This is a genomic window from Streptomyces tsukubensis, assembly GCF_003932715.1.
Classification (GTDB): domain Bacteria; phylum Actinomycetota; class Actinomycetes; order Streptomycetales; family Streptomycetaceae; genus Streptomyces; species Streptomyces tsukubensis.
The window spans coordinates 5,749,345-5,776,006 of sequence record NZ_CP020700.1 but is presented as its reverse complement, the minus strand read 5'-3'; the positions used below and the strand labels follow the sequence as shown (position 1 = coordinate 5,776,006).

The 26,662-nt window shown below is 72.1% G+C and carries 28 protein-coding genes and 2 pseudogenes; 16 read left to right on the top strand and 14 right to left on the bottom strand.

Going from position 1 to position 26,662, the window contains the following annotated elements:
• Nucleotides 1-52 precede the first annotated feature (52 nt).
• The 15 genes and pseudogenes from B7R87_RS23995 (at nucleotide 53) to B7R87_RS23920 (ending at nucleotide 9,814) form a co-directional block, all read left to right on the top strand.
• Nucleotides 53-1,219 carry a DnaB-like helicase N-terminal domain-containing protein gene (locus B7R87_RS23995; RefSeq protein WP_130585202.1) on the top strand — a complete coding sequence of 389 codons (1,167 nt, stop codon included), beginning with the start codon at nucleotides 53-55 and terminating at the stop codon, nucleotides 1,217-1,219.
• Nucleotides 1,216-1,806: a hypothetical protein gene (locus B7R87_RS23990; protein ID WP_006346457.1), complete on the top strand. Its 591-nt coding sequence runs from the start codon at nucleotides 1,216-1,218 to the stop codon at nucleotides 1,804-1,806. The genes B7R87_RS23995 and B7R87_RS23990 overlap by 4 nt, the downstream gene beginning before the upstream one ends.
• A pseudogene (locus tag B7R87_RS33760) lies at nucleotides 1,796-1,984 on the top strand (DNA cytosine methyltransferase); the annotation flags it as partial. The gene B7R87_RS23990 and the pseudogene B7R87_RS33760, both read left to right, overlap by 11 nt.
• A gap of 91 nt (nucleotides 1,985-2,075) precedes the next feature.
• Nucleotides 2,076-2,327, top strand: a pseudogene (locus B7R87_RS33755) (DNA cytosine methyltransferase); the annotation flags it as partial.
• 504 nt (nucleotides 2,328-2,831) lie between these two features.
• On the top strand, nucleotides 2,832-2,990 hold the full coding sequence (locus B7R87_RS33750; RefSeq protein WP_157997800.1) for a hypothetical protein: 159 nt from the start codon (nucleotides 2,832-2,834) through the stop codon (nucleotides 2,988-2,990).
• A 104-nt stretch (nucleotides 2,991-3,094) separates the two neighbouring features.
• A complete protein-coding gene (locus B7R87_RS23975; RefSeq protein WP_006346460.1) occupies nucleotides 3,095-3,673 on the top strand; it encodes a DUF4913 domain-containing protein in 579 nt (192 codons plus the stop codon).
• Nucleotides 3,674-3,675: 2 nt separating this feature from the next.
• Nucleotides 3,676-4,437, top strand: a complete 762-nt coding sequence (locus B7R87_RS23970) for a hypothetical protein (RefSeq protein ID WP_130585203.1) — start codon at nucleotides 3,676-3,678, stop codon at nucleotides 4,435-4,437.
• Nucleotides 4,434-4,895, top strand: a complete 462-nt coding sequence (locus B7R87_RS23965; protein ID WP_130585204.1) for a hypothetical protein — start codon at nucleotides 4,434-4,436, stop codon at nucleotides 4,893-4,895. Before B7R87_RS23970 ends, B7R87_RS23965 begins: the two co-directional genes overlap by 4 nt.
• A gap of 27 nt (nucleotides 4,896-4,922) precedes the next feature.
• Nucleotides 4,923-5,420: a hypothetical protein gene (locus tag B7R87_RS23960; protein ID WP_006346462.1), complete on the top strand. Its 498-nt coding sequence runs from the start codon at nucleotides 4,923-4,925 to the stop codon at nucleotides 5,418-5,420.
• A gap of 15 nt (nucleotides 5,421-5,435) precedes the next feature.
• Nucleotides 5,436-6,230: a winged helix-turn-helix domain-containing protein gene (locus B7R87_RS23955; RefSeq protein ID WP_006346463.1), complete on the top strand. Its 795-nt coding sequence runs from the start codon at nucleotides 5,436-5,438 to the stop codon at nucleotides 6,228-6,230.
• A 32-nt stretch (nucleotides 6,231-6,262) separates the two neighbouring features.
• Nucleotides 6,263-7,117 (top strand): DUF317 domain-containing protein, encoded by an 855-nt coding sequence (locus tag B7R87_RS23950; protein ID WP_006346464.1) that lies wholly within the window; start codon nucleotides 6,263-6,265, stop codon nucleotides 7,115-7,117.
• Nucleotides 7,118-7,132: 15 nt separating this feature from the next.
• Nucleotides 7,133-7,663, top strand: a complete 531-nt coding sequence (locus B7R87_RS23945; protein ID WP_006346465.1) for a hypothetical protein — start codon at nucleotides 7,133-7,135, stop codon at nucleotides 7,661-7,663.
• A gap of 32 nt (nucleotides 7,664-7,695) precedes the next feature.
• Nucleotides 7,696-8,925 carry a DUF317 domain-containing protein gene (locus B7R87_RS33745; protein ID WP_006346466.1) on the top strand — a complete coding sequence of 410 codons (1,230 nt, stop codon included), beginning with the start codon at nucleotides 7,696-7,698 and terminating at the stop codon, nucleotides 8,923-8,925.
• Nucleotides 8,926-8,957: 32 nt separating this feature from the next.
• Nucleotides 8,958-9,176, top strand: a complete 219-nt coding sequence (locus tag B7R87_RS23925) for a hypothetical protein (RefSeq protein WP_006346467.1) — start codon at nucleotides 8,958-8,960, stop codon at nucleotides 9,174-9,176.
• Between the two features lie 263 nt (nucleotides 9,177-9,439).
• On the top strand, nucleotides 9,440-9,814 hold the full coding sequence (locus B7R87_RS23920) for a hypothetical protein (RefSeq protein WP_006346469.1): 375 nt from the start codon (nucleotides 9,440-9,442) through the stop codon (nucleotides 9,812-9,814).
• Nucleotides 9,815-9,879: 65 nt separating this feature from the next.
• Here B7R87_RS23920 and B7R87_RS23915 read toward each other — a convergent pair whose 3' ends face one another.
• The 10 genes from B7R87_RS23915 to B7R87_RS23870 all read right to left on the bottom strand — a co-directional run bounded on the left by B7R87_RS23915 (nucleotide 9,880) and on the right by B7R87_RS23870 (nucleotide 17,857).
• A complete protein-coding gene (locus B7R87_RS23915; RefSeq protein ID WP_052704608.1) occupies nucleotides 9,880-10,866 on the bottom strand; it encodes a restriction endonuclease in 987 nt (328 codons plus the stop codon).
• Between the two features lie 91 nt (nucleotides 10,867-10,957).
• The gene (locus B7R87_RS23910; RefSeq protein ID WP_006346471.1) at nucleotides 10,958-11,401 is read right to left on the bottom strand and encodes a hypothetical protein; all 444 of its coding nucleotides are present in this window, start codon (nucleotides 11,399-11,401) and stop codon (nucleotides 10,958-10,960) included.
• Nucleotides 11,402-11,469: 68 nt separating this feature from the next.
• A complete protein-coding gene (locus B7R87_RS23905) occupies nucleotides 11,470-13,176 on the bottom strand; it encodes a mobilization protein (protein ID WP_040914109.1) in 1,707 nt (568 codons plus the stop codon).
• A gap of 2 nt (nucleotides 13,177-13,178) precedes the next feature.
• Nucleotides 13,179-13,532: a plasmid mobilization protein gene (locus B7R87_RS33740; RefSeq protein ID WP_006346473.1), complete on the bottom strand. Its 354-nt coding sequence runs from the start codon at nucleotides 13,530-13,532 to the stop codon at nucleotides 13,179-13,181.
• 272 nt (nucleotides 13,533-13,804) lie between these two features.
• Nucleotides 13,805-14,029 carry a hypothetical protein gene (locus tag B7R87_RS23895; protein ID WP_040914111.1) on the bottom strand — a complete coding sequence of 75 codons (225 nt, stop codon included), beginning with the start codon at nucleotides 14,027-14,029 and terminating at the stop codon, nucleotides 13,805-13,807.
• A 115-nt stretch (nucleotides 14,030-14,144) separates the two neighbouring features.
• The gene (locus B7R87_RS23890; protein WP_006346475.1) at nucleotides 14,145-15,164 is read right to left on the bottom strand and encodes a DUF2637 domain-containing protein; all 1,020 of its coding nucleotides are present in this window, start codon (nucleotides 15,162-15,164) and stop codon (nucleotides 14,145-14,147) included.
• A complete protein-coding gene (locus B7R87_RS23885; protein ID WP_006346476.1) occupies nucleotides 15,161-15,742 on the bottom strand; it encodes a WhiB family transcriptional regulator in 582 nt (193 codons plus the stop codon). The genes B7R87_RS23890 and B7R87_RS23885 overlap by 4 nt, the downstream gene beginning before the upstream one ends.
• A 95-nt stretch (nucleotides 15,743-15,837) precedes the next feature.
• Nucleotides 15,838-16,542, bottom strand: coding sequence for an ATP-binding protein (locus B7R87_RS23880; protein WP_006346477.1), 705 nt, complete (start codon nucleotides 16,540-16,542; stop codon nucleotides 15,838-15,840).
• Nucleotides 16,542-17,525 (bottom strand): hypothetical protein, encoded by a 984-nt coding sequence (locus B7R87_RS23875; protein WP_006346478.1) that lies wholly within the window; start codon nucleotides 17,523-17,525, stop codon nucleotides 16,542-16,544. The genes B7R87_RS23880 and B7R87_RS23875 overlap by 1 nt, the downstream gene beginning before the upstream one ends.
• Nucleotides 17,526-17,527: 2 nt before the next feature.
• Nucleotides 17,528-17,857 carry a hypothetical protein gene (locus B7R87_RS23870; protein WP_006346479.1) on the bottom strand — a complete coding sequence of 110 codons (330 nt, stop codon included), beginning with the start codon at nucleotides 17,855-17,857 and terminating at the stop codon, nucleotides 17,528-17,530.
• 1,048 nt (nucleotides 17,858-18,905) lie between these two features.
• On the opposite strand from B7R87_RS23870, the gene B7R87_RS23865 reads away from it, so the two are divergent.
• Nucleotides 18,906-20,258, top strand: a complete 1,353-nt coding sequence (locus B7R87_RS23865) for a helix-turn-helix transcriptional regulator (protein WP_233168914.1) — start codon at nucleotides 18,906-18,908, stop codon at nucleotides 20,256-20,258.
• 89 nt (nucleotides 20,259-20,347) lie between these two features.
• Here B7R87_RS23865 and B7R87_RS23860 read toward each other — a convergent pair whose 3' ends face one another.
• The 4 genes from B7R87_RS23860 to B7R87_RS23845 are packed head-to-tail and all read right to left on the bottom strand — an operon-like array spanning nucleotide 20,348 to nucleotide 26,638.
• Nucleotides 20,348-21,445, bottom strand: coding sequence for a hypothetical protein (locus B7R87_RS23860; protein ID WP_006346481.1), 1,098 nt, complete (start codon nucleotides 21,443-21,445; stop codon nucleotides 20,348-20,350).
• Nucleotides 21,446-21,449: 4 nt separating this feature from the next.
• Nucleotides 21,450-23,501, bottom strand: a complete 2,052-nt coding sequence (gene fxlM / locus B7R87_RS23855) for a methyltransferase, FxLD system (protein WP_006346482.1) — start codon at nucleotides 23,499-23,501, stop codon at nucleotides 21,450-21,452.
• Nucleotides 23,502-23,531: 30 nt separating this feature from the next.
• Nucleotides 23,532-24,605: a lanthionine synthetase LanC family protein gene (locus tag B7R87_RS23850; protein ID WP_040914097.1), complete on the bottom strand. Its 1,074-nt coding sequence runs from the start codon at nucleotides 24,603-24,605 to the stop codon at nucleotides 23,532-23,534.
• Complete coding sequence (locus tag B7R87_RS23845) at nucleotides 24,602-26,638, bottom strand: lantibiotic dehydratase family protein (protein ID WP_063838382.1); 2,037 nt, start codon at nucleotides 26,636-26,638, stop codon at nucleotides 24,602-24,604. Before B7R87_RS23845 ends, B7R87_RS23850 begins: the two co-directional genes overlap by 4 nt.
• Nucleotides 26,639-26,662 lie beyond the last annotated feature (24 nt).

Below are 26,662 nucleotides of genomic sequence, written 5' to 3'. Positions count from 1 at the left end.
TAGCCGACGCCCAGCAGGCCATCACCACCCTCTGCTCCCGCCGAGGCCCGAAGTGAACCCGCTGGTGCGGGCCGAGCAAGCCGTGCTCGGCGCCGTCTTCCTCGACCCCTCCCAGCTCGAACGGCTCTCCCCGTGGCTGCGGCCCGAGCACTTCTACCGGCCCGCCCACCAGGCCCTCTACGGCGCCGCTCTCGCCCTGCGGGAGCGCGGCCACCCGGGAAGCACGGCGGCGACCGGGTCGGTTCCGGTGTCGTGGGTGGCGGACGCGGTCACCGAGGCCGGCACCCGCACCCGGGGTGTGACTGCCTCGTACGCGCACCAGCTCGTCGCCGCCTGCCCCCGCCCGGAACACGCGTCGGTGTACGGGCGGATGGTGCTGGAGGGCGCCATCCACCGCACGGTCGCCGAGCACGCCGTCCGGCTCCACCAGGCCGCCCGCGCCGACACAGTCCGCGGCTCCATCGAGGAAACCCTCCTCCGCGCCGACGCCCTCGCCGGAGTGCTGGCCGATCTCGCACGCCGCTGGGGCACCGACCCGCGCCCCGTCCCACCCCCGGTCGCTCCGGTGCCCCGGGCGACCACCGTGGTGGACGGGGATCTCCTCGCGGACGAGGAGTTCCTGCTGGCCTGCCTCACCGCCCGCCCGGACCAGCTCGACGCGGTCGTCGGCTGGCTCCGGCCCTCGGACTTCGGCGACCCGGGGCATCAGCAGCTCTACCGGGCGCTCGGGGCCCTGCACCACCGGGGCGAACCCGTCGACCAGCTCACCGTGCTGTGGGAGGTCCAGCGGCGCGGCGCCCTCACCAGCGGTGCCCTCGACGCCGAGCGGGTCCTCACGGTCTGCGACCCCCTGGCACTGGCCGGGTCGGCGGAGCACTTCGGCGAACAGGTCATCGCCACGGCCCTGGTCCGTACGGCGACCGAGAGCGCCCGGCAGATCCGGGCCCTGGCCGAGGACGCGGCCCTTCCCGCCGGGCGGCTGATCGGGCACGCCCTGCACGCCCTCGGCCCGCTCGACGAGATCCGCCAACGGTGGCACACCGCCCGCACCGGCCCCGCACCCGACAAGCCCCAGCCACCGACTGCGGCGCGGTCGTCGCCCGGTCGCGCGGAGGCGGCCCGCGCCCGCAGCCGCCCCCGCCGTACCTCGGCGCCGACTCCGGCCGCCGCTCCCGTCCCCGCTGCTTCTGCCCGTACGTCCCGACGGAGCCCCGCATGATCCACGATCACACCGGCCGGGCCGTCATGGAGAGGGACGAGCTGTATGTGCTGGCCGACGAGGCCGAGGAACTCGGCGAGGAGATCACTATCCCGGGTTCCCTCGCCGGCCTCCCGGACCTGGTCACCGCCTCCCAGGAACTCACCGCGCTGAACGGCCTGGTCAACGATCTGGCCGACCACGTCATGCACCAGACCGCTCTCGGCAGCCCCGGGCCCGAACGGGGAACGGTCGTCCAGGGCTGCACCGCCGCCGCCAAGCACGCGGGGCAGGCGGTGGCGAACTTCACCCGCGCGTGCAGCCAGCTCGGCCAGCTCCACCACCGCGCCGAAACCCTCCCGGCCGCGAACACCAACGCGACCTTCCACCTGCTCCGCCACCACCTGGAGGCGGCCCGGGAGAACCTGGACTCCGTCGCCCTGGAGCTGCGGACCGCGGCGGACACGATCGGCCGCCCCTTGCCCCAGGTCAGCGCCGCGCTCAGCCGCTCGCCCCAGCCGGTGCCCCCGGCCCGCCCCGCACACCGTGGCATCCCGGGAACCTGGGCCTTCCTCCCGCCTTCGTCGGCGCCGCGCCATGCCCGCTGAACCGGTGCCGCCGGGCGAGCGGCTGATCGGGAGCCTGTGCTCCGGGTACGGCGGCCTGGACCTGGGCGTCCAGACGGTCCTCGGCGGCCGGCTCGCCTGGCACGCCGACACCGACCCGGGGGCGTCGAAGATCCTGGCCCGGCACTGGCCCGGGGTGCCGAACCTCGGCGACATCTCGACGGTGGACTGGGCGACGGTTGCGGGGGTGTGCGTCCTGACGGCCGGTTTCCCCTGTCAAAGACGTCTCGGTCGCCGGTCGCCGGGCCGGGCTGTCCGCGGGCACCCGGTCCGGTCTGTGGCACCACGTCGCCCGCGCCATCAACGTCCTCCGACCCTGTCTGGTGGTGATCGAGAATGTCCGGGGGCTCCTCACCTCCCCCGCCGCCCCCGCCTCTGGCGAGCTGGAACCCTGCCCGTGGTGTCTGGGAGACCATGCAGGTCAGCCTGTTGTGCGGGCACTCGGTGCCGTACTCGGATCCCTGGCCGACCTCGGGTTCGATGCGCGCTGGCGCGTGCTTCGCGCCTCCGACGTCGGCGCACCCCACCGCCGCGAGCGGGTCTTCCTCACCGCCTGGCCCCGCGCTGTTGAAGACCCCGACGAGCAATATCGGGAAGAACGGCGGCAGCCAGCATCCGCAGAAGCGGAAGGCCGGCGGGCATGGGCCGAACCTCGCGGACGAGGTGGAGTGGCTGCTGCCGACTCCGAAGGCGTCGGACGGGGTCAAGGGGTCGCCGAACCAGCGGCACGGCAACGGGGACCTGACGCTGCCCTCGGCGGCGGCCCGGCTACTGCCAACACCCAGGACCACGGACACGGGTACTCCGGGGCGACGTGCGGGCCGGAGCTTCCGGCCGCCGCTGTCGGCGGTGGTCCTGCCTTTGTTCAGCGAGCCGGTGACGGAGACGGCTTCGCCGGAGCCTGGGGTCCATACGCCGCCGCCGTCGCCCGATGGGAGAACGCCACCCGTCCGGCACCGGAGCCGACCGATGGCGCGGGCCGCTTGAGTCCGGCGTTCGTGGAGTGGATGCAGGGCCTCCCACTGGGCTGGGTCACCGCCACTCCGGGCCTGGGGCGTCCCGCGCAGCTCACCGCGCTCGGCAACGGTGTCGTCCCCCAACAGGCCGCCCGCGCGGTCGAGCTGCTCGCCCCGCCCCTGGGCCACTGCCCGCACCGGGCGGGGTGAACCCCCGGCTTCTACACCGGGGTTCCCGGCCGGGCCAAACCGGGATTCCTCTGGACCATCGGCAGCCCAACACCCTTCCGATCTGCGAAAAGTGAGGGCTGCCGATGTCCGAACCACTTCCCGACGAGCCAGTCCGTATCGCGGACCACGACCTGAACGACCTGGTCTCCACCGTGAACCGGCTCGTCACCGAGACCCAGCGGCAGAGCGAGACCATCGCCCGCCTCTCCAGCGAGCACGACGGCGAAGGCGCCGAGGAGAGCACCAGCCTGGCCGACCCTTCTGCGGAGGGCACTCCGACCGAGCCGGAAGGGCCGTCCTCGATCTTCATCCTGGCCCTGGCCGGGACGGCGTACGAGGAAGAACTCAAGGCCCTCGGAACCTGGGTGGAACGGCTCCTGCTGCCCGTGTACGGACGGGAGATCACCACCGGCCGCCCGTGGTGCTTCGAGTGGCGCGAGCACCCCGAGGCCATCGCCCGCCTTCACGGCCTGTGGCTGGCGTGGCAGCAGTTCACCGACACCGAGGCCGGGCTGGCGGGGCCGGCGACCTGGCACCGCGACTACCTCGACCCGACCTGGCTCCAGCTCCGCGCCCCCGACGGCCCGTTCGGCGCGTGCACCACCAGCCCGGCCCGGCGCAGCCACCGGCTGCTGGCCGCGCCCGATGCGGAGGTGGGCTGATCATGTCCACCAGCACCGAGCCGGACTACCGGCTCGACGGCTTCACCGCCGCCACGGCCGAGGTCGAGAGGGACTTCTTCCACGCGACGATCTCCGATGACTCGTTCGTGCCGCTGGCCGCCCACCACAGTCCGGACGACCGGGACAGCTACCTGCTGTTCTTCGACCAGTCGGCTACCTGGGGCATCCCCGGCAGCCCCGCGTACGTCGCCCTCCACCTCACCCGCGACGCCGAACTGGGGACCTTCCGGTTCAGCCAGGAGACCCACCCGCTGGTCCCGCTGGGACAGCGGTGGCTGATCGAACAGGGCTGCCCGCCCGAGGGCATCGGGCTGACGAACACCCACGGCCTGCAGCCCGCCGACCCCCTCACCACCCTGCTGGAGAACCGTCTGCGCACCGGCCCCGAGGACAGGATGAAGGTCCTGGACCACTACACCAACGACGAGGAGACCTGGGCGCTCCTGCACGACACCGACCCTGCCTCAGCGGAGCTGCCATTCCGGGTGTTCCTCGAAGAGGTCAGCTTCCAGGAGAACACCTACACCGTCCGCGAGGGCGCCTTCGCCACCGCCGACGCGGCCGATGACTGGCTCTCCGACCGGGACACCCCACTGCCGCCCGCCCCGGCCCTCTCGCGGGCCGAGGCCGCCGGCGCCCGCTCACCACGTGCCCCGGACCGGCCCGCCGACGCGCCGAACCCGGTGCCCCCGGCCCGCCCGACCGCCACAGAGGCCGTCCGCACGGGTCGGGGGCGGTCGTGAAGCAGGCACGCTTCGGGTTCTCCGCCCACCCGGAAGCCCTGGAGGACTTGCGGTTCGTCCCCGGGAACATCCGGGATCTGGCCCTGCTGGAACTCCAGCACCTGGTCCACGGGAACGAGCGCGGGGCGCGGATGCACCGGGAGCTGGCCGGCTGCCACAAGGTCTACGTCGACCCGCAGACCCGGTGGCGGATGGTGATCCAGTTCCGCGACTCTCCTCCCTCTTCGCAGCACCGGCGGGAGATCTTCCTGGTCGCGGTCGGCGAGCGGTACGACAACACGGTCTACCGCACCGCCGCCGACCGCCTCCGCCGGGAAGCCGCCGGGGCGCCGGACCAGCGGGCCGAAGCCGCGCGCTCCCGCTCCCCGCACATGCGCACCGCCAGCGCTCAGCCACCGCAGGCCGCCGCGCCGACCGCGGCCACCGCACCGGCCGGCCGCCGCCGGTCCCGTTCCTGAACACCCTCCCTCTCTTCTGGAGTTGTTGTGCACGGCACCCCGCCGCCCGGCCTCGGTACCCGTCTCGTCCGCGAGATACTCGGTGCCGAATCGGCCGCCGATCTCCTCGGCCGCCATCCCTTCCTCAGCCCCTACGGCCAGCTCACCGCCCTCATCGCCGACGCCGCGTTCAAGGTCGACGACCTCGACCAGCGCGTCCAGGAACGCACCGCCCACATCACCCGGGAGCTGGAATCCGTCCGCGGCGGACAGAGCGCCACAACCCTCGGCTCCGCGAGCACCGAGATCGCGCTGCTGTCCGCCCGGCGGGACCAGAGCGCCGACCACCTGCGGACCATGGCCGGCGCCTACCGCCGCTCCCTCGCCAACGACACCGGGCACGCCCCCGCACAGGTGCAGGGGCTCGGGCAGGTGTCCCGAGCCGAGGCCGCCATCTCCCGCACACCCGGCGGCCCTCCGTCGGCCGTGCCACCGGTCCCGCCGATCACCGGCCTCCCCACCACCACCGCCCGTCGCACCCGCTGAGCACGGAGGTCCCCTGTGCCCACCCTGCGTACCGCCCTCGCCGGGCGGACCGAATCCATCAACCACACCCTGACCGTGCTCACTCCCCGCTGGACCACCTGGACCCTGCAGACCCTGCGCCGGCAGGAGTCGATGCGGGCGGCGGAGATCGGGGCGGCCATGCCGTGGAACAGCTACCCGACGACGATCCAGATCCTCAACCGCATGCACAACCAGGGGCTCGTGCAGCGGCTCGGCCACGGAACATACGGGATCACGGCCGCCGGGCTGGCAACCGAGCCGGTGCACCGCGCTCTCGCCGACTGGCACCGCCAGAACTTCACCACGGTCACCGCCGACGCGGAACGCGCCGAGGACGTCCTCGCCCGGCTCCGCCCCGCCGGGACCACCGCCACCCTCGCCGCACTGGACCAGCACGGCCCGCTCACGTACCCGGAGGTGGTCGAGTCGACCGGGCTGCAGCCCAGTTCGGCGTACCAACGTCTCGCGTGCCTGGAGCGGGATGGACTGATCCTCCGGGACTCCCCAGGACGGGGTGCCCGGTACGGGGTGAGCCCGGCGGCCGAACAGCTCGGCGACACGTACACGGCCCTCGCCTCCTGGCCCCCCGCCTCCGCAGACCCGGGGACGGCTCCGGCCCGGCCGGTCCTCGTCCGGCCGCAGGCCGCGAGCAGCGAGTGGGCGGCCGTCGCCGTCCAGCGCGCCCCCTCCACGGCGGCGGTCCCGGGGCTGTTCTCGCACCCGCCCGCGGCCCAGCCCTTGGTGCCGGCCGCCGTCACCGCGATCTCCCGCCCGCCCCGCACCCGCTGACCAACCCGCCCCCGAGGAACGGAGCCCCCGCCATGCCCGCTGCTGAAGAGATCGACGGAGACGTCTTCGTCTCCCCGGTCTACCTCGCCGGGTCTACCTACACCGGTGACCCGGCTCTTGTTCCCCTGCTCGATGCCGGGTTCAACCGCCTAGACGACGACCTCGCCAACATCTATCTCTCCTCGCCCGACCAGCGGATACGCGTCGGGTGGCTGCCTGAGGGCGAGGACGACTGCCTGTGGCGGATCACCGGCCACGAGCAGCCGTTCGCCCCGCCCCGGTGGCTGGCCACCTTCGACCACTACACCCCGGTTGAGGTGGTCGCCGCGTTCACCACCGCCCTCGCCGAAGACCACGCCCACGGCAGCAACGCCGCCATCCACGGACGCCTCGACTCCGCCCAGGCGGAGCCCCTGCGTCCTCTGGCCGAGGCGGGCTGGCGCGTCGACCACGGGCCCTACCTCAGCGTCAGCCAGCCGCCCGACCGGCTCGCCCTGGTCACCCGCATCAACGGGCGGCTGGACCACCACGAGGAGATCAGCGACCAACGGTCGAAATGGACCGTCGGCGGCGGCGCCTCCGGCTACTCCTCCGAGTGGCTCGGCACCTTCACCACGAACACCCCGACCCACCTGATCACGGCCACCATGACCCGGCTCTCCGACCCCACCCCCGTCGCCCGCTACAAGGACCATCTCCCCGAGCGCAACCGGGCGGCGGCCCGCATCACGCCGGTCAAGCCGCCGGTCCCCAGCCCGCTGGACATCCAGCGCGCGGCGGTCGCCCGCTCCCGCTCGACCGTGGCCAAGACGGTGATCCCCTCACCGGCCCTCGTGTACCGGACAACGACCGCGCTCCCGGCCGCCGCAACGGCCCGGCACCGCTGACCAGGCCGATCCGCCATGGACACCCCGTCCCCGCCGTCCGGTGGTCCGCCGATCCCGTTCCAGCCGGTGGCCTGGGCGACCGACCCCGAGCTGACCGAACGCCTGCGCCGCGCGACCCAGACCCTCCTGGACTCCCTGCCCACGGTCATGGAGGACGGCCTGCCCTTCTCCGACGCGCTCCACGGCGGCGCCCAGCACGTCTGCGACATGGCCGAACTCGACTACGCCTGGGCCCCGATGATCGAGGCCGAAACCGTCCGGGCCGTGACCCGGGAGGCCGGCCACGGCGATCTGGCCCTGTTCACCCCGGAGCTGTCCCGGGCCGTCGAGCGCATCGAGTCCCTGCCCCTGGACTACCAGCGGCGGCTCGTCCAGCGGGTCGCCGACCGCTACGCCGACCCCGCCCGGACTTCTGTACGGAGTGTGGTGGCGACCGCCGTCTCCCCGGCCCGGGACACCACCCGGCCCCGGCATCCGGCCGGACCGAACGTCCTCCCCTTCACCCCGCGCCCCCAGGGCCCGCCGCCCCGTTCACCCGGCCGCTGACCGCAGTCCCACCCCCGGAAGGACCCCGTCCGTTGTCCCAGCCCACCGCTCTGGCCACCGCCGATACCGTCATCGAGGCCGCCTGGCAGCGGCCCGTCGACACCCTCCAGACCCTTCGGCTCGAAGGCCGCACCACCGACCCCACCCTGCTCACCGTGCTGCGCATCCGGCAGAGCCTCGTCTTCTCCGACGCCGAGATCAGCAGTCACCAGGAGCGGCTCCACCACCTCACCCGCCCCGGGCACGTTCCCCTCCTCCACGAGCTGGACGCCGTCACCTCCGCCGCCTCCCAGCTCCGCACCGCCCACGCCGAGGCCCACGCCCGCGTCCGCGCCCTCTGCGCCGTCATCGACGCCCACCCCAAAAACCGGCTCGCCGACCACCTCACCCGCGACCTCGACCGCTCGGCGACCATCCAGCCCCGCGCCGAAGCCGCCCGCGCCCGCACCACCACCCCCGTACCCGCCGCCCCGGCACCGTCAGTGGTGAACACGCAGGCGGTGATCCCGGCCGGGGCACCGGCGGCCGGTCCCCGGGCGGACGAGGTCGGCGAGTTCCCCGACGGTCATCTCGATCCGGCGGCCGTCCGCCATCCGCGCCCGCGCCTCCGACGCCGCCTGGACGTCGTCGGCCAGCTCCTCGTACTCCCGGGCCTCGTCCCTGTTCACCCTTCCGCCTCCCCGTTGTGCTGCTTCTGCCTGATGGTGCCGCTCGTGGACAGCGTCCGCGGGCGGCACCTTCCTTCCCTCCGCCGGCCTGTCCGGGGCGGGATTCGCCCACGGCAGACACCCACCCGCCCGAACGGACTGGAACACGTCTCCGGACCCATGTTCAAGTACGGGCGTCGGGAAAAACCGCAGGTCAACGAAGGGATACCCGTACCCGTGACGTACTCCGCCCTCGCTCTTCCCCGCCCCGCCAAGCTCCACCCGCTCCACACCCCGGACACCCGGGAGTGGCCGACGGGCTGCGACTGCGCGGGCCCCGTCCTCGCCCTCCTCGAAGCTCACGGCTGGACCCGGATCACCGACCCGGACGCCAACGTCCACTGCACCAGCCCGGACGGCGCGATGTACGTCGGGTTCCTCCCCGAAGCCCCCGCCGCCCGCCACGGCGACCTCTGGCACATCCGCGCCCTTGACCTGGACGGTGCCCCGGTCTGGCAGCAGACCTTCCCCTCCGGGATCCCTCCGCAGGCCGTCGCCGGGTTCCTGGCCGGGCTCATCGCCACCCCCAGTGCCCTGTGCGCCCACTGCTCCTGACCCGCCCCACCGACCCCCGCCGAAGGAGTCCCGTGTCCCACAAGGTCACCGTGAACGCGTACCACCCGGACAGCACCGTCTGTCCGCCCGACCACAAGTACACGACCAGCAACAGACCTCTCACCGAAGGCTGCCCCGGCCGCAATGTGTTCTTCGCCATCTGCGCCTGCGGGAGCTGGTCCAGCGCGGCCTCGGCGACCAAGGGCTACGCCGCCGAGATGGGCCGCCGCCACCGCGCCGCCGCCCGCTGACCCGCCCCCCTGCCCGTCTCCGAACCGGAGGTCCCCGTCCTGTCGAAGCCGCTGACCGTCGCCCAGCTCGTCCACCAGCTCCAGACGCTGAACCCCGCTCTCCCCGTCTTCCTCGCCGTCAACCCCGACTGGCCGTACGGCCACAGCATCGGCCGGGTCATCGAGGGCACCGGCCTGGACGGCCCCGCCGTCTACATCGCCGAGGACGGCCAGGACCACTACCTCCCGCCGACCGTCGCCGCCGAACTCGACTGGGCCGACGCATGACCCCGCCCGCCACCGGCCTCTTCCCCCTGCGCGAGGTCACCCGCCGCCCCGTGCCGGACGGTTACCGGGGAGCCCTCGTCCGCGAGGTCTCCCCACACCCCGGCGACATCCTCCGCGCCACCTGGCACCCCACCCCCACCGGCCGCCGCGACCTCCTCGGCCCCGGCGCCCTCCTCCTCACCTGGACCCCGAGTTCCTCGGGCGGCATGGACGTCAGCGCCCACCTCGGTCTCAACACCATGGACGTCACCCTCGCCACCTGGCCCGGCCTCCGGGGCGACTGGAGCACCACCGTCCACCCCACCGTCTACGAAGCCCTCTCCCTCCACGCCGCACTCCGTGTCGCCACCAAGGCACTCGCCACCCTCTGACCGCATCACCCCACGATGAGGCCGCTCGGATCTTCCGGGCGGCCTCGTCGTCGTGGCGTCTGGCTCTATGACGCGTTTTCCCTGATAGGAGCGATCCGCTCGCGGATACTCTCCCCGTACTCCGCCAAGCGCTGGAGCGCGCTGCTTTCGATGATGATGATGTCGTGCCTGCCGGCGAATGTGCGGGCGCGGTCGGTGGCCCAGCCGTTCGTCATCATCACGGCCAGCGTTGCCCGGTGTTCCGGGCGGGCTGTTCCGTTGAACTTGTGTACATCATCCGCTCCGATGACGTTCTTGGCCATTGATGCTGATGTGTGCTTGCACTGAACCACAACCCTGGCACCGAGTTTGTCGGTGGCGATGACGTCTGCGCCCTCATCTCCAGGGCCACCGTGGCGTCGCTCGATGGTGTACCCGTCCCGTTCGAGCAGGGAGGCGACGAACAGCTCGAACCTTCGGTGGCCAAACCCCTTGATGGTCTCCATCGCTGTGGCGTTCCCGCTGGCGATGAATGCCTGGTTCCGGCTTTCCCGTTCGGATAGCGCGCTCATGGTCCGCTCGTACTCATCCCGGATCTGAACGAGCTTCATGCGTTCGGCGCCCAGTCGGCTGTCGAGCTTCGTGACTGTGTCACCCGACGATGCCGTCCCCAGAACACGATCCCGCGTACGGCGGCCAAAGTCGTGCGCAATGGTGTCCTGTAACGCCTCGCACTGTTTCAGGGCGGCCTGTGCCTCGCGCTGCAGGAGGTTGAGAGCGTCCTCCCGGGCCGATTCCTCATAGAACCGGTCTCTCCGGACCGTCTCCTGGTTCCGCCCACGGAGCAGACTTTGCAGGTTCTCCTGGCAGTTGGCGATGTCGGCATCGACATCGGCCTGATGGGATGTCCAGTCGTCCGCGAGCCGGGCGGCGAGCCGTCCTTCTGCCATCCACAAGAGGGCGTCCGCGTGGTCGTTCCAGGTGATCTCACCCAGGACTGCGGCTATCAGGGGATCGGGAGCGGCTTCTCGGATAAGGCGCCCTGTCATCTCGGAATGTGAGTGGACTGTCACACTAAGAGACTACTGGTGGCCACTGACAGCAGATCCGCCCGCTCCGGGCACGCCGCTCTGGCAGCGGTGCCCGGAGCCGCAGCCCACCCCTTCATCCCTGCGGGCGCCGTTCGTTCAGGTACATGCCGGTGAAGGTGCTGTCGAAGCCGGTGGCGCGGGCGGCGTCCTCCAAACTCGGGTAGACCGGGCCGGTGGTGTTGCCGCCAGTCATGACCTCGAAGTCGGCGCGGCTGAGTTCGGGCTCATGCCACTGATGGGCACACCGGCAGCGGATGTCGATGCGGTTGCCGTCACAGATGACCATCCAGTCGCGCCGGGCCGAGCAGTTGGGGCAGATGACGACGAGGCCCGTGATGAAGAGTTCCTCGGGGTGGTCAACGCTGCGGATACGGATACGGACGCCGTCGGGGCGGATCTCCTCCTGGAGGCGGCGGAGCGGGTCGTCGCCCGGGGCCGGCACGGGGACCAGGGAATCAGGTGTGGGGGCGGGCTGGGTGGTGGTTCTGGGCTGCTGGTCGGTGTTGTCGTGGATCACGGTTCTCCTCCGGGGCTCTCTTCGAGCCATAGCAGTAGGGCTGGTGGGAGTCCAGGGGTTTGTGCTGGTCAGCGGCGTGGCCGTCGCTGACCAGGCGGGGTCGGGATGGTGCGGGCGGGGGCCTCGGTGGGCTTCGGGGCGCGGGTGCGGGCCGGGCGGGGGGTCGTGGTCGGCTTCGGCGAGGTGGGGAGGCCGGTGGTGTGGCGGATGCGCCAGATGAGGACATCGTTGACGTTGTCGGCGGTGTCGAGTTCGCGCTGTTCGACCACGGTCTTGAGGAGGGTGGTGGGGTCGTGGCCGGCTGCCTGGGCGTGGTCGAGGGTGGCGATCAGGGCGTCCCAGCCGGTCTCCTGCCGGAGCCGGTCGGCGTACTCGGGCAGGACCGCGGTCACCGTGATGCTGTGCTGGTCGCGTACGGGGCCGGGCAGCCGTTGGGCGTGGTGGCGCATTGCCTTCAAGGGCTGGGCGGCGGTGGTCTGGTAGGCGGTTCGGAGGTGTTGGGCGGCTTGTCGTGCGGCGGCTGCTTGTTGGGTGTGGCCGTGGGCTGAGTGCCAGCGGGCGGCGGCGAGGGTGACGAGGACGAGGGTGGACAGGACCATGGCGGTGGTGCCGCCGTCCTCGCCCCGTCCGAGCGCGTCTCCGGCGCGCAGGACTCCGCGGGCGGCGGAGCGGAGGGCGCGGTGGTCGGCTCGGGCTGCGCGTTCGTGGGTGCGGGTGGCGCGTTCGAAGGCGCGGGCCGCCTGGGACAGCTCCCGGCGGGTGGTGGCGGGGGCCGTCTTGGCGAGGGCGTCGAGGAGTTCTCCGGTGCCGACGAGCTGGCCGACGACCTTGCCGTCGTCGTCCTGGTCGAGGACGGCGGCGGCCCGTACGGCGGGGACGACGGCGTCGCGGCGGGCGGTGGCCGGGCGTGGCCGGGGCTCCTCCTCCGTGTCTAGGGCTCCGGCTTCCAGGCGCTGGCGGATCTTGGGGAGGGAGAGGTCGGGGGCGAGTTTGGAGCCGGAGAACCAGACCGGTTCGCCCGCCCGGTTGCGGTCGGCGGGGAGGGCGACCTTGTAGCCGAGGGTGTCCCCGGACGGCGCGATCCGCTTCTCGACGCGCAGGCCGGCGGCGGTGAGCCGGGCGAAGAACTCGCCTTCGTCCGCGGCTCCGGCCAGGGCCTGGCGGACAACTTCGCGGAGGGTCTCACGCGACGGCTCGGCCCGCCCGGCGCGCTCCGCCTTGGAGCGCTCGGCGCTGGTCGGGCGCTGAGCGGCCGTCTGGTCACCGGAGTTGAGCCGCTGAAGGCCGAAGTCGGCTTCGATCCGTCGGCATTCGGCCTGGGCACGGATGGCGTCCTGGTGATGGCGGGGGCTGCGGCCGTCCTGGCGTTTGAGGGTGGCAGCGATGTGGATGTGATCCGGTGCGTGGCGGACGGCGATCCACCGGCACGCCTGGTCGTCACCGGCTTCGGCGATGCCGGTGGCGTGGACGATGCGGCGGGCGACCTCGCCCCACTCGGCATCCGACAGAAGGCGGTCGCCGGGGGCGGTGCGGACGGGGCAGTGCCAGACGTGCCGGGCCGGACGGCGGCCGGCGGGGAGGGCGAGGACGGGGAGGTCGAGCCGGTCGGTCAACTGCTTGAGCGTGGCCGCCGGGTCCCGGCCCGGGTCGGGCGCGAGGAGGGGTTCCCAGGCGGCGACGATGTGGGGATCTTGGTGTTCGTCTCGGCGGCCGGGGCCGTAGAGGTAGGCGAGCAGGCCGTACGTACGGCTGCCGGTGGAGATGTCCGGAACCACGGTCACCGCCGCCGGGCGATCTCGACCGCGGCGGCCTCCACCCGGACCGCCGCCCGCAGTACCCGCTCGACGGCCCGGTCGACGCCGTCGCTGTGACCGCCGGAGTTCAGGATCCGCGCCACCTGGTTGAGGTTGTTCCCGGCACGGGCGAGCTGGGCAGCGGCGGTCATCAGCTCTGCGACCAGGGCCCGCTGGTCGGTCAGCCAGACGCGGGCGTCACCGTGGCTGCGGGCGAGAGCGACGGCGGCGTCGGCGAGAAACCCGGCGGTGGTCAGCCCGACCGTGCGGGCGGCCTGCTGGACGTTGGCGAGTTCGTCGGCGGTGAGGCGGACGCTGCGGACGTGGTCGCGCTGCACGGTCTGGCGCAGGCGCGGACGCTGGCGACGCTGCTGCGGCGACGGGTTGTCCTGGCCTGGCTGCGGTCCGCCCCCGGTCGCAGCCTCCCCTCCCGGCACCCCCTGGTGCCGGGAGGGTTCCCCCGCCCCGTCCGGGGTGGGGGCATGCGCGTCCGAAACTCCTCCGCTGCCCGTGGCTGCGGAGGAGTTTCGGACGCTACAGCTTGCTCGGCCTCGTGCCGGGCAGTCGCCGCCGCACACGGCGGTGGTGGGGTCGGCGGGTTCGGGTCGGGTCATCGTCGAGGCTCCGGGGCGGTTCGCCGGAGGTCCCGGAGAATCTCGGCGGCGTAGTCGAGGGCGAGGGCCGGGTGGTGCAGGGTCCACGGCCGGCTGTCAGCTGTCCGGCGGACGGTCCAGGTCCCGTCCGGGCCGCGTTCGGCGTGGTGGAGGTGTCCATGGCGGTGGAGGGTGGTGATCCAGGCGTCAGCTTCGGCCGGGGTGACCGGGGTGGTGCGCACGAGGGCCTCCGGTACGAGCAGGAGCGGGTGGGCTCGGGGTTGGGTGTCCGGGTGTCCGGGGGTGGGGTGACCGGGCCGGTCGGTGTCCGGCCCGGTCACCCCGTGGGGAGGTTGGTCAGCCGGTCGCGGTGACCGGGGCCGGCCGGTGGCCGGGGCGGGTCGGCCGGTTCTCGTCGCGGAGCTGGGTGACCAGGGCGGTCAGCCGGTCATTGGCCAGCGGGATGCCCTGGCCCCGGATGGCGTCCGCGACGATCTGGCGGGTGACCTTGTCCGCCCGGGTGACCGCCGCGCGGGCGATCGGGAGGAGTTCGTCCTCGCCCTCCGGGCCGGTCAGTCCGGTCGGTGCGGTGTCCGGGGCGGGTCTGCTGTCAGGTTCCCCGGACGGTGCGGCCTCGTCGCGGCCGGTGTGCTCGGGCTCCGGGTCAGGGAGGGTGACCGGGGCCGGGGTGACCGACGGGGTGTCCGGGGCGGAGGGTGCGGGCGCGGTCAGTTCGGCCGCCGGGTGTCCGGTGACCGGGGCCGGCCGGTCGGTGTCCGGCGGGCCGGTCAGTTCCGGACGGTCCCGGTCACTGCTGCCGGTCAGTTCTGCCCGGCCGCTCTCCGGCCGGTCGGTCACTCCGGGGCAGTCGGTCATGATCCGGTCGGTGCGGACAGTCGGGGTATCCGGCTGTCCGGAGTGACCGGGCCGGTCGGTGGGTTCCGTGCGGCGGGCGATGAGGATGTAGAGGTGGACGGCTCCGGCAAGGGCGAGCGGGGCCACCGTGGAAAGCACCCCGACCGTGAGGTCGCCGAGCTTCAGCCCGGCCCCCGGTGGGCCCTGCTGGTTGAGGCGGACGGCGTGGAGGGCGTTGGCCCAGATGCTGACCGCCGAGGCGGTGCCGAAGAGGGCCCAGGTGTAGAGGCGGGCGGTGAACGGGGCGGTGCGCAGGACGAGGAGTCCGCGGACGCCGTAGGCGATGAACCCGTCGATGATCAGGGGGAAGAGGTAGGTCAGGGCGCCCCGGATGTGGATGGAGGCGGCCATCTGCTGGAGGGCGTCGTAGGAGAGGGCGCAGGCGGCGGCACCGAGGGTGACGACGGCGGCCTTGTCCCACGCGGTGGTGGCGTGCGCCGGTATCGGCGCCGGGGTGGTCACGCGGCCGTCCCGAGGTCGGCGCGGGCCGGGGTCCTCACCGGGGTGACCGGGGTCGTCCTGGTGTCGCTGGTCTTCTTGGTTCCCTTGGCGGTTTTGACGGCCTGGGTGTTGCGGTGGCTGATCTCGCGGGCGGCGTGGCGGTAGAGCTTCTTGGCGTGCTCGACGGTGACCTTCAGCAGGCGGGCGAGCTGGTCGGCGGGTATCCCGGCCCGGTAGGCGTCGCGGGCGACGGCGCGGCGCTCGGCGCGGCTGAGGTGGACGTCGCCGCCGGCGAGGGTGGCGTTGATCCGGGCGTAGTCGAGGCGCTGGGGGAGCTTGCTGTGGAGAGCGTCGCGTTCCTCCTCGGTGAGGCCGCCCCGGATACCGTCGCGGTCGCCGTTCTCCAGCGCGGCGTCCAGGCAGGTCCGGCGGACCGGGCACTGGGCGCACAGGGTCTTGGCGGCGCGGATGCGGTCGATCTCGTCGGGCTCGGGGAAGAACATCTCGGGGTCGGTGCCGAGGCGGGTGTGGCAGGCGGCCTGGTTCTGCCAGGTGTGGTCGCCGAGGGTGCGCGGCTCGTGGGTGGTGGCGCTGTGCATGCGTGGTCTCCAGAGGATCCCGGGGCAGGGGTGTGCTCGTCCGGGGTCGGTGAAGGCGGGCCCGTGGTGGGCAGGGTCCGGTGGTGGCAGGTGGGTCAGGCTGCTGCGGCGGGGTGCCGGTGGGTGCGTCTGCGGTCGGGGCCGTCGAGGATGACCTTGTCGGCCATCTCGGTCAGCCGGGAGGCGACGCGGTCGCCGATGTGGGCGCGGAGGTCGGCCATGCCGAGGTTGGTGGTGACCAGGGTCGGGAGGAGTTCGTTGTAGCGGCGGTTCATCAGCCGCATGGTGATCTCCTCGGTCCACTCCGAGTACTTCGCGGCCCCGAGGTCATCGATGATCAGTAGCGGGCAGCGGGCGAGATCCCGGAGTTCGCGCTCGCCGTCGTGCCCGGGGCGGGGCCGGAGGTCGGCGTAGAGGTCGGCGGCGGTGACCGCCTTCCACCGCAGCCGGACCCCGGCGGAGATGAGGCTGCGGACGGCGCCGTACGCCTGGTGGGTCTTGCCCGTGCCCGTCGTTCCGGCGATCAGCAGCGACCGGCCCTGCGCGATCCCCGGCGCACCGCCCGGACCGGGCCGTCCCGCCTCGGCGATGTCGCGGACCCAGGCGGCGACCGCCGGGTGGTCCGCCGTGGCACCCCGGTATCGGGCGGGGATCCGGGACTCGGCGGCGAGCAGGGCCGGGACCGGCTCCGGGCCGCCCTGCGGGGTGCTGGTGGGGTCGATGCCCCGGGTGGTGAGGATGTGGGCGAGGCGGCGGGCGAGGCCGCCGACGGGCTGGGGCTGGGCGTTGCGGTCGCGCATCACAGCTCCTCGGCGTAGGCGGCGGCAGGGTCGGCGGGGTTCGCCCAGGCGCGGCGTGCGGGCACGGTAGCCGGGAAGCCCGGCCGGTCCAAGCCGCCCTGGGCGTTCATGGCCTCGTGGACCAGGCTCGGCAGGGTGCTGGGGTGGAGGGCTTTGACCCGGTGGCGGGCGAGCCCGGCGCGGACGTGGTCGGGGTCGATGCCCTCGGCCAGCAGCCGGGCGGTCTCCCGCTCCAGGTGGTCGAGGACCTTGCTCGGGGGTGTGTGGGTGCAGGCGGCGGCGTACTCGGTGATGAGCTGCTTCGCCGGGGGAGCCTGCGGTGCGGGGGCGCTGGCGCCCCACACAGTAGTTCCTAGGTCCCTGTTCCTAGGTCCTAGATCCGGACCGTGAGGGCTCACTGAGGGCTCACTGAGTCCTCCGTGAGTACTCAGCGAGGGCTCACTGAGTGCCGCTTGACCTGCGGTTTTGTCATGTGCTGCGGATTGCGTGAGGGCTCCGTGAGGGCTCACTGAGCACTCAGTGAGCCCTCCGTGAGTCCTCACCGCATCCTCCGTGAAGGCTCCGTGAGCCCTCACTGCCGGCTCCGGCACGACCGTGGTCACGGGCGGTGCGGCGGGGGCGGCCGGGGTCTCGTGGTGGGGGCAGGGCGGGGTCCGGACCCCGGAGGGCCGGTTGATCCTCTGGTGCTTGCGCCAGGTCACGATGTGCGCGTACCGGCGGTTCTCGCCGTCCTCGTGGACCGTGTAGCGGCAGACGAGGTTGTGGGCGGCGAGCTGGGTGAGGTCGTCCTCGACGCCGAGGGCGCCGTGGCCGGGGCGGTAGGACCAGAGGGCTCCGGCGAGGACGGCGGGCTGGTCACGGAAGCGCCCGTGGTCGTCGGCCTCGGTCAGGAGGCCGAGGAAGGTGCGCTCGGCGGAGAGGGAGACCGCGGCGAGGGACTCGGAGCGGAACGCCTCGGGCTTGATGGTGCGGATGCGCGGCATGGTCAGCGCCCCCCGGCGGTGGCGTACGCCTTCGCGGCGGGGCGCAGGGTGCCGGTGGTGAGGTCGAGGTCGTGGGCCTCGGCCCAGTCGACGTCGGGGTGGGCGCGGATGATCCAGCGGGCGGCGGTCAGCCCCTTCGCCCGGGTAACGGTGAGGAGGCGGCCGTGGGCGTCGTAGGCGCGGAGGTGAGGGCTGGGCCAGACCTGGGCGGGGTCGCACTGGGAGACGCGGGCGGTGGCGGCTCCGGGGATCATCGCGGCGATGGCGCGGGCGAGCCGGAGGCTCCGGTCGGGGGCCGGGGTGGTGGCCCTTCCGTTCTGGTGCGCGGGCATGCAAGAATTCCCTACTTGTAGGTGGAGCGGGGCGGCCTTTCTCGTCGAAAAGGTCGGCCGTCCCGCTTCGGTTGTGTGCACCCTTCGGGGTGGTGGCGGCGCTCGGGAGCGGCTAACTCCTGGGCGCCGTTTCCGTTTCCCCGGCTTGTGGCGGTGGGTCGTTCACCTCATCCCCCTTCTTCTCGCGTGTTCTGTCCGGCTGTCGTTGCCGGGACCAACAACATATGCACACCCCGTCCAACACTCCAGCGCACGCAGGGGGTTGGGGGACATCGACGCCAACACGACATCTGCGTCTGGAGGATGCGACCAAACAGGCCCTCCGGTCGGGTCCACGCCTTCTGGGAAGCCTCGTTCGCCGCGATGTGCGGGACCGGTCCGGATTCCCCCTTGCGGCGGGGTGTCAGCGGAAGGGGTCCGGCGGCGGCCCGGTGCGCGGGCAGGCGCGGGGCCGGGCTGTGGCCAGCACCGGGGCGTCCGGGCAGGGGGCCGGCGGTCGTGTCCAGGGAACGACGCCACGCCTCATTTACTTCACCCTCCCGGTCTGCTGACTGCCCCGTCGATCACCGGGCCCTTTGGTTTTAAACCGGGCGCCATCCTCCCGTCAACGCCCTATGAAACCGGCGGAATCACCCCTGCCTGCAAGTCATAAGAGTCATTCCGGAACCCGCCGGTAACATCAATTCCCTTGCCTGTTGGCAGGTTTACCCGCGTAGCGTTCCGAGGTACTTCAGGGCCGAGTAATTCGGCGAGGTCGCCACAGAGTGGGCGTGCACAGAAAAATGGGCGTGCCAAAAATCTGGGCACGCCCTCGAATAAGTCATACGAGTGTCCGGTACGACCCGCAATCAACAAGATCGTCACCCGGCCATCGGGAGTAATAGTTCAACGCCGAACAAAGCAGGAAGTGAGTGCGTCAGTCAACCCCCGGGGCGTTCAATTCATGATCGCTTTGCGCATCCTTTACTCTGGTTACTGACACGTAGGGCGGGGGCACCACAAGTGCTCCCGCCCTTTTTCGTGCGCCCGGACATCCCGGGCACCGGAAATGCCCCCACACCCCCTGGAGGACCCCATGGTCGACGGCGCCTTCGCGCCCCGCACGGACACCGGCTCCGAGCCGCTGTCCCCCGGACAGCTCCTCGGGCACCCCGGTCTGCTGCGTGCCTGGCGGGCCGTCGCCGGGGAGAAGCTCGGGCTGGGCGGGCCACTGTCGCAGGTGGATGTCGCCACGGCCATCGGGCGGAGCCGGGGCTGGTACCAGAACCTGGAGAACGGCGCCCGGCCCAAGATCGACAAGGCGGTCCTGGACTCCCTGGCGAAGGTGCTGCTGCTGGGCCGGGACGAGCACCAGGCCCTGGTGCTGGCGCTCATGGACGGCGCCCTGACCACGATCCCGGACAGCTTCGGCGACGCGACCGTGCGGCGCGACCTCCAGATGATGCTCGACCAGCAGCTCCCGAACCCGGCGTATCTGACCGACCGGGTGTGGAACATCATCGGCTACAACGCCGCCATGGCCGCCCTGTGGCCCTGGGTGAAGGAGCCCGGCGCGAACCTGATCCGCTGGGCGATGCTCAGCGACGAGGCCCGCTTCCAGTACGTCGACTGGCAGCACCACGCAACCGAGTACGTCAAGCTGCTGCGCTTCGCCAGCGCCCAGTACCCGCACGACGCCGAGCTGTCGAAGCTGATCACGGACGTGAAGGCCGACCTCGTCTGCGGCCGGTTCTGGGACACCGACATCGCCGCCGTCTCCGAGTCCCGCGACGGCCACCTGTTCAAGATGGTCCTGCCCTCCATGGGCCACCAGCCCATTGAGGTCATCAGCCACGTCCTCTTCCCGGCCTCCCTGCCCGGCGCCCGCACCGTGATCATCACCTGGGCCGGAACCGACGAGGACGCCACCACAGTGACCGGGCAGCCGACCGACCGCACCCCGGAGCGGCCCTCCGTGCCCTGGCCGAACCTGCCGCCCGTGCTCTCCGGGCAGACCGTGCGCCGTCTCACCGCCACCCCGGCCGAGGCCGTCGAGCTGGCCGGGCCCCACGCCGTCCCCCTCCCGCTGCTGGGTACCCTGCTCGGCGGGGACGACTGCTACCTCGTCCTGGACCCGGACGCCGGGACCGTCATCCGCTCCACCCGCCACGCGAACGGCGAGTGGGACGTCCGCGAGTCCTCCGCCGCCGATCTCCTGCACGAGCTTCCCGCCGGTACCCCGGCCGGGGACACGCTGGCCGAGTGCAAGCTCCTCCTACGGGCCACCCTCCCCAGCGACCCCCTCGAAGCGTCTCGTGCTTGCGAGACCCGACTCCGAGAAGCACGGATCCGCGCGGAGGCACTGGCCGAGGTCCAAGATGAGCTGGCTCGGTCCTGGAGAGCACTGGTGCCGCTGGTGTAATCGGCTGGCACGGCGCCGTGGGACCGTGTTGAGCGTCGGCGGACGTTCTGCCCTCGCCGTGTGCCCTACGGGATGACCTCGCGCGGAGTCTAGAGCAGCCTCGCGAGCGCGGCTTCGGCCATCTCCACGGCACTGTTTACGGCGTGCAGGTGATCGGCGGCCAGGGCCCCGCTCGCGAGTCCCGCTTCGGTGATAACCACGCCGAGCCTCTGCTGCTGCACTTGAGTCAGGCGTCCCCGGGCAACCGGGTGGTGCAGCGTCTCGCGTGCGGCGTACGCGTCGAGGGCGGACGTGATGGCGACGGCTTCAGTCACCAGGCTGACGTGCTCGCCCGTCCCGTCGTGGGGCAGGTCGAGCGCGGTCAGCCCGGCCCGGGTCTGGAACACGGCGTACGAGGGATCAGGGATGGCGAGCAGTGCCGCCGTTTCGCGGAGTACAAGGTCCAGGTCCGGGCCGGGCAGCAAGGAGAAGGCCGAGAGGCAGTGCGCGCGCAGGAGCGCCGCGATGACGTTCTCCCACGGCTCGGTGGGCGCGGTCGCGTCGATCATGTCGAGGGCGTGTTGATCGAGGCCACGTTCCATGAGGGCCATGATCGTGATCTGGCGGCCGTCGAGGAGGCGGTTGCCGACACCGCGGTACGCGTTCATGGCGTCGGCGGCTTCGGTCCAGCGGCCGATCCGTGCGAGGGCGCGGGCGCCGTCGATGAGCACCGTCGTCCACAGCTCTTCGCACACCTTGCGGTGGTCGGCGTCGGTGTTGATGAGCGCTGTGAGATCAACGGTGTGGCCGTGGATCTCGGTTGTTCCGCGTTTCTGGGCGGCGCGGTAGAGGCGGGTGAGGACGTCGTAGGCGGCTTCGCCGTCGCCTTCGCGGGTCAGGAGCCGGGAGATGTTGACGAGGGGCATCAGTGACATCACGGCGATGCCGCCCGTCAGGTTGCCGGCCTTGGCGAAGGTCCGGTGCTGTCGCCAGCACAGTTCGGTGGCGAGGTCGGGCATCCCGACGTCGGAGGCGATGAGCGCGGCGTAGTTGAGGACCCCGCTGGCGCGGGCCACCAGGTCGTGGTGGCTCGCGCCGACGGGCGCGACGGTCAGCCCGGTGAGGTGGGTGATGCGCTCTTCCAGTGGGAGCGCCGGTGCCTTGGGGCGGCGGACCAGGGGGATGCGGCTGGCTATCGCGGGAATCACTGGGTCAGCCCTTGCGGGGCCAGTCGACGACGAGGCGGCTGAAGGTCTTGTCGATGACGAAGCGTGTGTCGGTTGCCGTGAGCTGGTGGCGAGCATCGCCGACGGCCATGCGGAAGGTGGGCTCGGGGGCGGTGTTGCCCCAGCCCTCGTCCCAGTTGCGGATCTCGCCCGCGAGGTGGTCGGCGAGTTCGGCGGCGTGGGAGCCGTGGCCGATGACGCCGATCTCCCAGTACCGGCCCTTCTCGTCCTCGCCTTCGCGGATGGTCAGGTAGGCGAGGGAGTCGCCGTCGAGTGCGGCCATGGAGCCCCAGCCGAAGTGCGGGGTGAAGCCGGGTCGCTGGCCGGGCAGGCGGGACAGGCCGTTGGGCAGCACGAAGGCGAGGTAGAGGTACATCCACTCGAAGGGGTCGCCCTGGCGGAGCTTCACCCCGGTGTAGACCTTGGACTGCTTCTGGTCGAGCACGGTGCGGATCGCGTCGCGGTCGACCTCCTGCTCGCTGAAGGTCTCCAGATGGACGGTGCCTTCCCCTTCCATGCGTACGCGGGTGTAGATGTCGTCGCAGACGCCCTTGCGCAGCGGGATGAAGGTCGCCATCTCGCAGGAGACGGTCTTCCAGCTGTCGCCGTCGCGCTCGAAGGCGAAGCTGCGGGAGATGCTGCCGCGGATGCGCATCGGCAGGACCAGTCGGCCGCCGGGGGCGAGCTGATCGAGGAGCTTCACCGGGACGTCGCCCGCGCCCACGGTGAACTGGATTCGATCAAAGGGAGCGTGCTCGGGAAGACCGGCGGCACCGTCCCCCAGCACGGCGGTCACATTGCTGGCCCCCGCCTGGGCCAGGTTCTTCTGCGCGCCCTCGACCAGATCCGGGTCCACGTCCACGGTCCACACGTGTCCGCCCGGGGCGACGAGCTTGCCCAGCAGGCCGGCGTTGTACCCGGTGGCGGCCCCGGCCTCCAGAACCGTGTGGCCGGGCCGCGCGCCGAGCTGTTCGAGCTGGGTGGCGACGATCGAGGGCGCTGAGATGCAGGAGATCATCTCTCCGTCCTCGTCGTGCTTGATCGGCACCGCGTCCTCCTTGTAGGCCGACTCCAGATCGACGCCCGGGAGGAACTCGTGTCGGTCGGTGGTGCGGAAGGCGTCGATGACAGCGGGGGTGTGGAGGTGACCGCTGGCGACGAGGCGGTCCGCGAGTGCCTCGCGGAGGGTGGCGGAGGAGGAATCGGGTGTCACGGTGGTCTCCATTCGAGCGAGGGTAGGTCCGGGGTGCGGGGCTCGGTGGGCGGACACGTCGGGTGCCCCTCCTTCGGAGAAGGCGACGTGGCGGCCCAGCCACGCGGTGGCTGCCTGTTCGGCGGCAGGCACTCCGGCACGGTTGAACGCGAAGATCGCGTGATGGGCGAGGACGGCGCGCAGCCCGCGTATCAGGTGGCCGTCGGCGGCGAGGCGGCGCAGTCGGAGGCCGCCGTCGGCGAAGGCGGCGACGCGGTCGGCCCAGTCCGGTTCGGGGTTCGGGCGCCGGGCGGCGTCGGCGTTCAACAGGCGTCGCATGGCCTTGACCGCCGTGTCGAGTGCCGGGCCGGTGGGCGGGGTGACGGGCGGGCGGAGGGCGGCGAGTTTGGCCCAGACGTCTCCGGCTTCGAAGGGGTCGAGACCGGCCGAGCGGATCATGGTGGACAGCAGCAGCACACTGCGTTCTCGTCCGCCGGGCTCCCCGGTCTCCGCCAGGGCGGCCCGGCTGTCGGCACAGAACACGTCGTGCGCGACGTCCATGGCCTCGGGCCCGCCGAAGGCTTCGGTCTCCGGCTCGTAGACCCCGGGCACCCAGCCGCTGACAATCTGGTCGGCGGCGAGGCGGTCCAGCAGTTCGGCCGCCGGGTGCTCGGTGCGCAGCCGCAGCCCGCCGTCCTTGCGGAGGAAGTGGAAGCGCTGTCCGGATAATGCGGCCGAAAGGGTGAGGGCGGCTTCGGGGCTCACCGCGTCGCCGGGTAATGCCACGGTGGCGTGCCACCAGTCCGTTTCTCGGGTGACCGGGAGGTTCTCGTCGTTGAGGTCCATGAGGGGTTCCTTGTTGGTGGGCCGTACGAGTCAGGTGATCAGCAGGGCACCGGTCCAGCCGGTGGAGTCCGTACCGTCGAGGGCGAGTTGTGCGCCGCTGCGGCCCTCCATGAACCCTGGTTTGGCGAGCCGGGGCAGATCACCGGCCAGCCGCGTATTCAGGTCCGTGACCAGCGGCGTGAAGCGGTCCGGGGTGGGGCTGTCGGCGGCGACTGCTCGGGCGAGGGCCACGAGCCCGGCCCAGCCGTGGCACAGCGTGGCGTCGGTGATCCGGGCCAGGTGCACCGGGCTGCTCAGCGTGCGCACGACGGTGTCCTCCGCCGCCTGCCGTCGGACCGGGTCGCCCAGGGCGAGGGCGGCGAGCTGCTGGGCGCGGGCGATGCCGGGCAGTCCGTAGCACCAGGACGGGCGGGCCGGCTCCGGCGCGGGTGGCTCGTCCGCGTCCATCTGGGCGCGGGTGGTCCAGTAGCTGCCGCCGTACGCGTCGAGCCAGTCGGCGAAGACCTTGATGGCGTCGAGCTGGCCCGGCACATGGGCATCGGCCCGGTGGGCGAGAGAGAGCACGGCCAAGGGCCCGGCGATGCCGTGCGCGACGCCGTTGTTGCCGTGTCCGCCGCTCATCTCCTTGCCGTCAGGTCCCTCTGCGGACCACCATCCTGGCAGCTTCCGATCTTCGAGGGGGGTGGGTCGGGACAAGGAGACGAGATAGGTCAGTACGTCCGCGCGCCGGGAGGGCGCCGGACCCCGGGCCAGCAGCAAAGCGCCCAGTCCGGCCAGGCCGCGGATGAGGTCGAACTCCGCGAGATGGGGCAGCGCGCCGGATTCTTGCCGTCGGCGGGCGGCGGCGAGCCGGGCGTCCACCACCCGATCGACGGCGTCGCGGACGTCGCCGCCCGCGCGACCGGCGCGGCTGAGAACGAACTCCAGTGCGGGGGCACCGTGGAACAGCGACGCGTTGGCCCCGGCGCTCACGCCACCCTCGATCGCCTTTGCGAGTTCACGCCGAGCGGCGGGCAGGTCGCCGCGCTCGATGTGCAGCAGCGCCGTCCCAAGGGCACCCTCGGAGAGGTCCTGAGTCCCAGGTGGGACCGGAATGGCCGTCATGAGCGCGCCTTGAGGGGGATGACGAGGTTGTGTGCCCGGCCGCCGATCCAGCCGTCCGCGTCGGGCGGCGGGGCCTCGTACAGGGACGCGACGCCGATCGGGCTGGCGACCAGGTGGGCGCGGAGCAGGTCTCTGTCCCTGGGACGGCGCAGGTCGAGCGGAAGGTGCTGGTCGTCCTCTGCCAGCAGCACGCGGTCCGGGACTCGGAACCGAACTGTCCAGGCGCGGAGCCGGTCAGCCCACTCGGCCGTCGTCGCGGTTCGGCCGGGGAGGTCGCGGGCGCGGACCTTCCACCGTGCCGCCACCAGGATCGACCGGCGGTGGGTGAGGGCCGGGGTGAAAGGCAGGGTCCAGGCCGCGCCCCAGTCGAACCAGGTGACCTGCGGGGCGGCGGCCCGGCTGATCTCGGCCAGGAACCGGGCCAGGGGCGGGGTGTAGTTGTTCCACAGGAAATTCAGGGCGGTTGGTGTGAGGGTCTCCAGGTGCTGGCCGGTGGCCGTCTCCGCCAGGTAGAGGCGGCCGTTCCGCACGCCGACCATGAGGTCGGCCGGGAACAGTACGCCGTCGCCGGGGTGCCGGAACTCTCCGAGGCTGATCATCCTGGGCAGCACGCGAGGGGCGCGGGTGAGCAGGTCGGCAGGCACTCGACCGGCGTGGAAGGAGAGCTGAACCAACTCCGCGCCGGGTTCGACCGTGGGCAGCTTGGTGTACGTCGCACCTGTCCCTGGGAACAGGTGCCAGAACCGGCCCGTCATCGAACCGGCCGAGCGGGAGACGGTGGACACTCGAAGACGGAAGTCCCCGCGCGTCAGAGCCTGTTCCGAGCGGGCTTGGAGAGCAGTACCGAGTTCGAGGTGGGGCGCGGTGACGGCAGGAGTGCCCGCAGCGGCTTCCAGTTCCTCGATCATCGCACCGGACAGGGCGACCGAACGGGTGCCCTCGACTGCCGCTGTGCCGGCCAGCCCCAGCAGCAGTCGGTCGCGGAGGGTCATGGGCCGGGGAGGCTCGGAGACGCTGCCAAATCCGTCGGGGAAGCCCAACCCCTCCTCGGGGTTCGTCGCCAGCTCCACCGGTACCTCGGCGGCTTCGCCATAACGCTCGATGAACCGCTCGGTCCAGCGGTGCCAAACAGAGATGCCGTTCGGATGCGTGGCAAGACGAGCCAGAACGGTCGCAGCGGTCTCCGCCTCCGTCAACACCGACTGGGGCAGCCGCACCGCAGCGTCCAGCCGCAGATCCGGAGCCGCCGAGGTGCCACAGGCCCTCTCCCGCAGGGCGGGCGGCAGGACGTCGGAGGGGTCGGTGACCGTCGCGGGCGCACGCAGCGCCGACCGTAGGAGCCGTACCCGGAGGAGTTCTCCGATCAGCTTGGTCCGGTCGTGTTCGGAGGTGTCCGGGAATTCGGCCGAGAGCTTGACGGCCAAGGCCGCGCTCCGTATCGGGGCGCGCGCCGCATAGAGGACGAGGACCAGCGCAGGGGTCAGAGCGAGGGAGAACTCGGAGGCTCCCTCGGACGGCACGAAGACCCGTCCACCGCGCCGCTGGGCGAGGGTGTTGACGCACACCTCGATGTCGGCCATCCGTTCGCCGTCCGCCTCCCAGCCGCTGATCACCGTGTCGAGCACGACCGGGTCCGGCCGGTCAGCCGCCTGGTGCCGGTTGCCGATGTGCACCTCAGCCGTACCGCCGAACTCGATCAGCGCGACACCGGCGAACAGGCCGTACGGGGTGGGGCGGTGTGCGTACCGGATCGCGTACCGGGCCAGGGCCAGCGCCGCCCGCCGAACTCTCCGTATTTTCGGATTCCGGCCCGCGAGGATGGACTCCGTCCGGCGGGCGAGATCAGGGCTGGCGCTCGACACCGCCAGCCGGAAGGTGTCATCGGCCCACACGGTGGCGAGCCATGAGCGCCAGTCCTCAAGTGGCGCTGCCAATGTCGGCCACGGCGGCATCTCCGGCTCATTGAGGTTCACCGCAGCCCGCAGCATGGCTCCCCCGGCGCCCTGGTACCGGTTGAGTCGTACGCGTGTCATCACCACACTCCGTTCTTGGTGAAG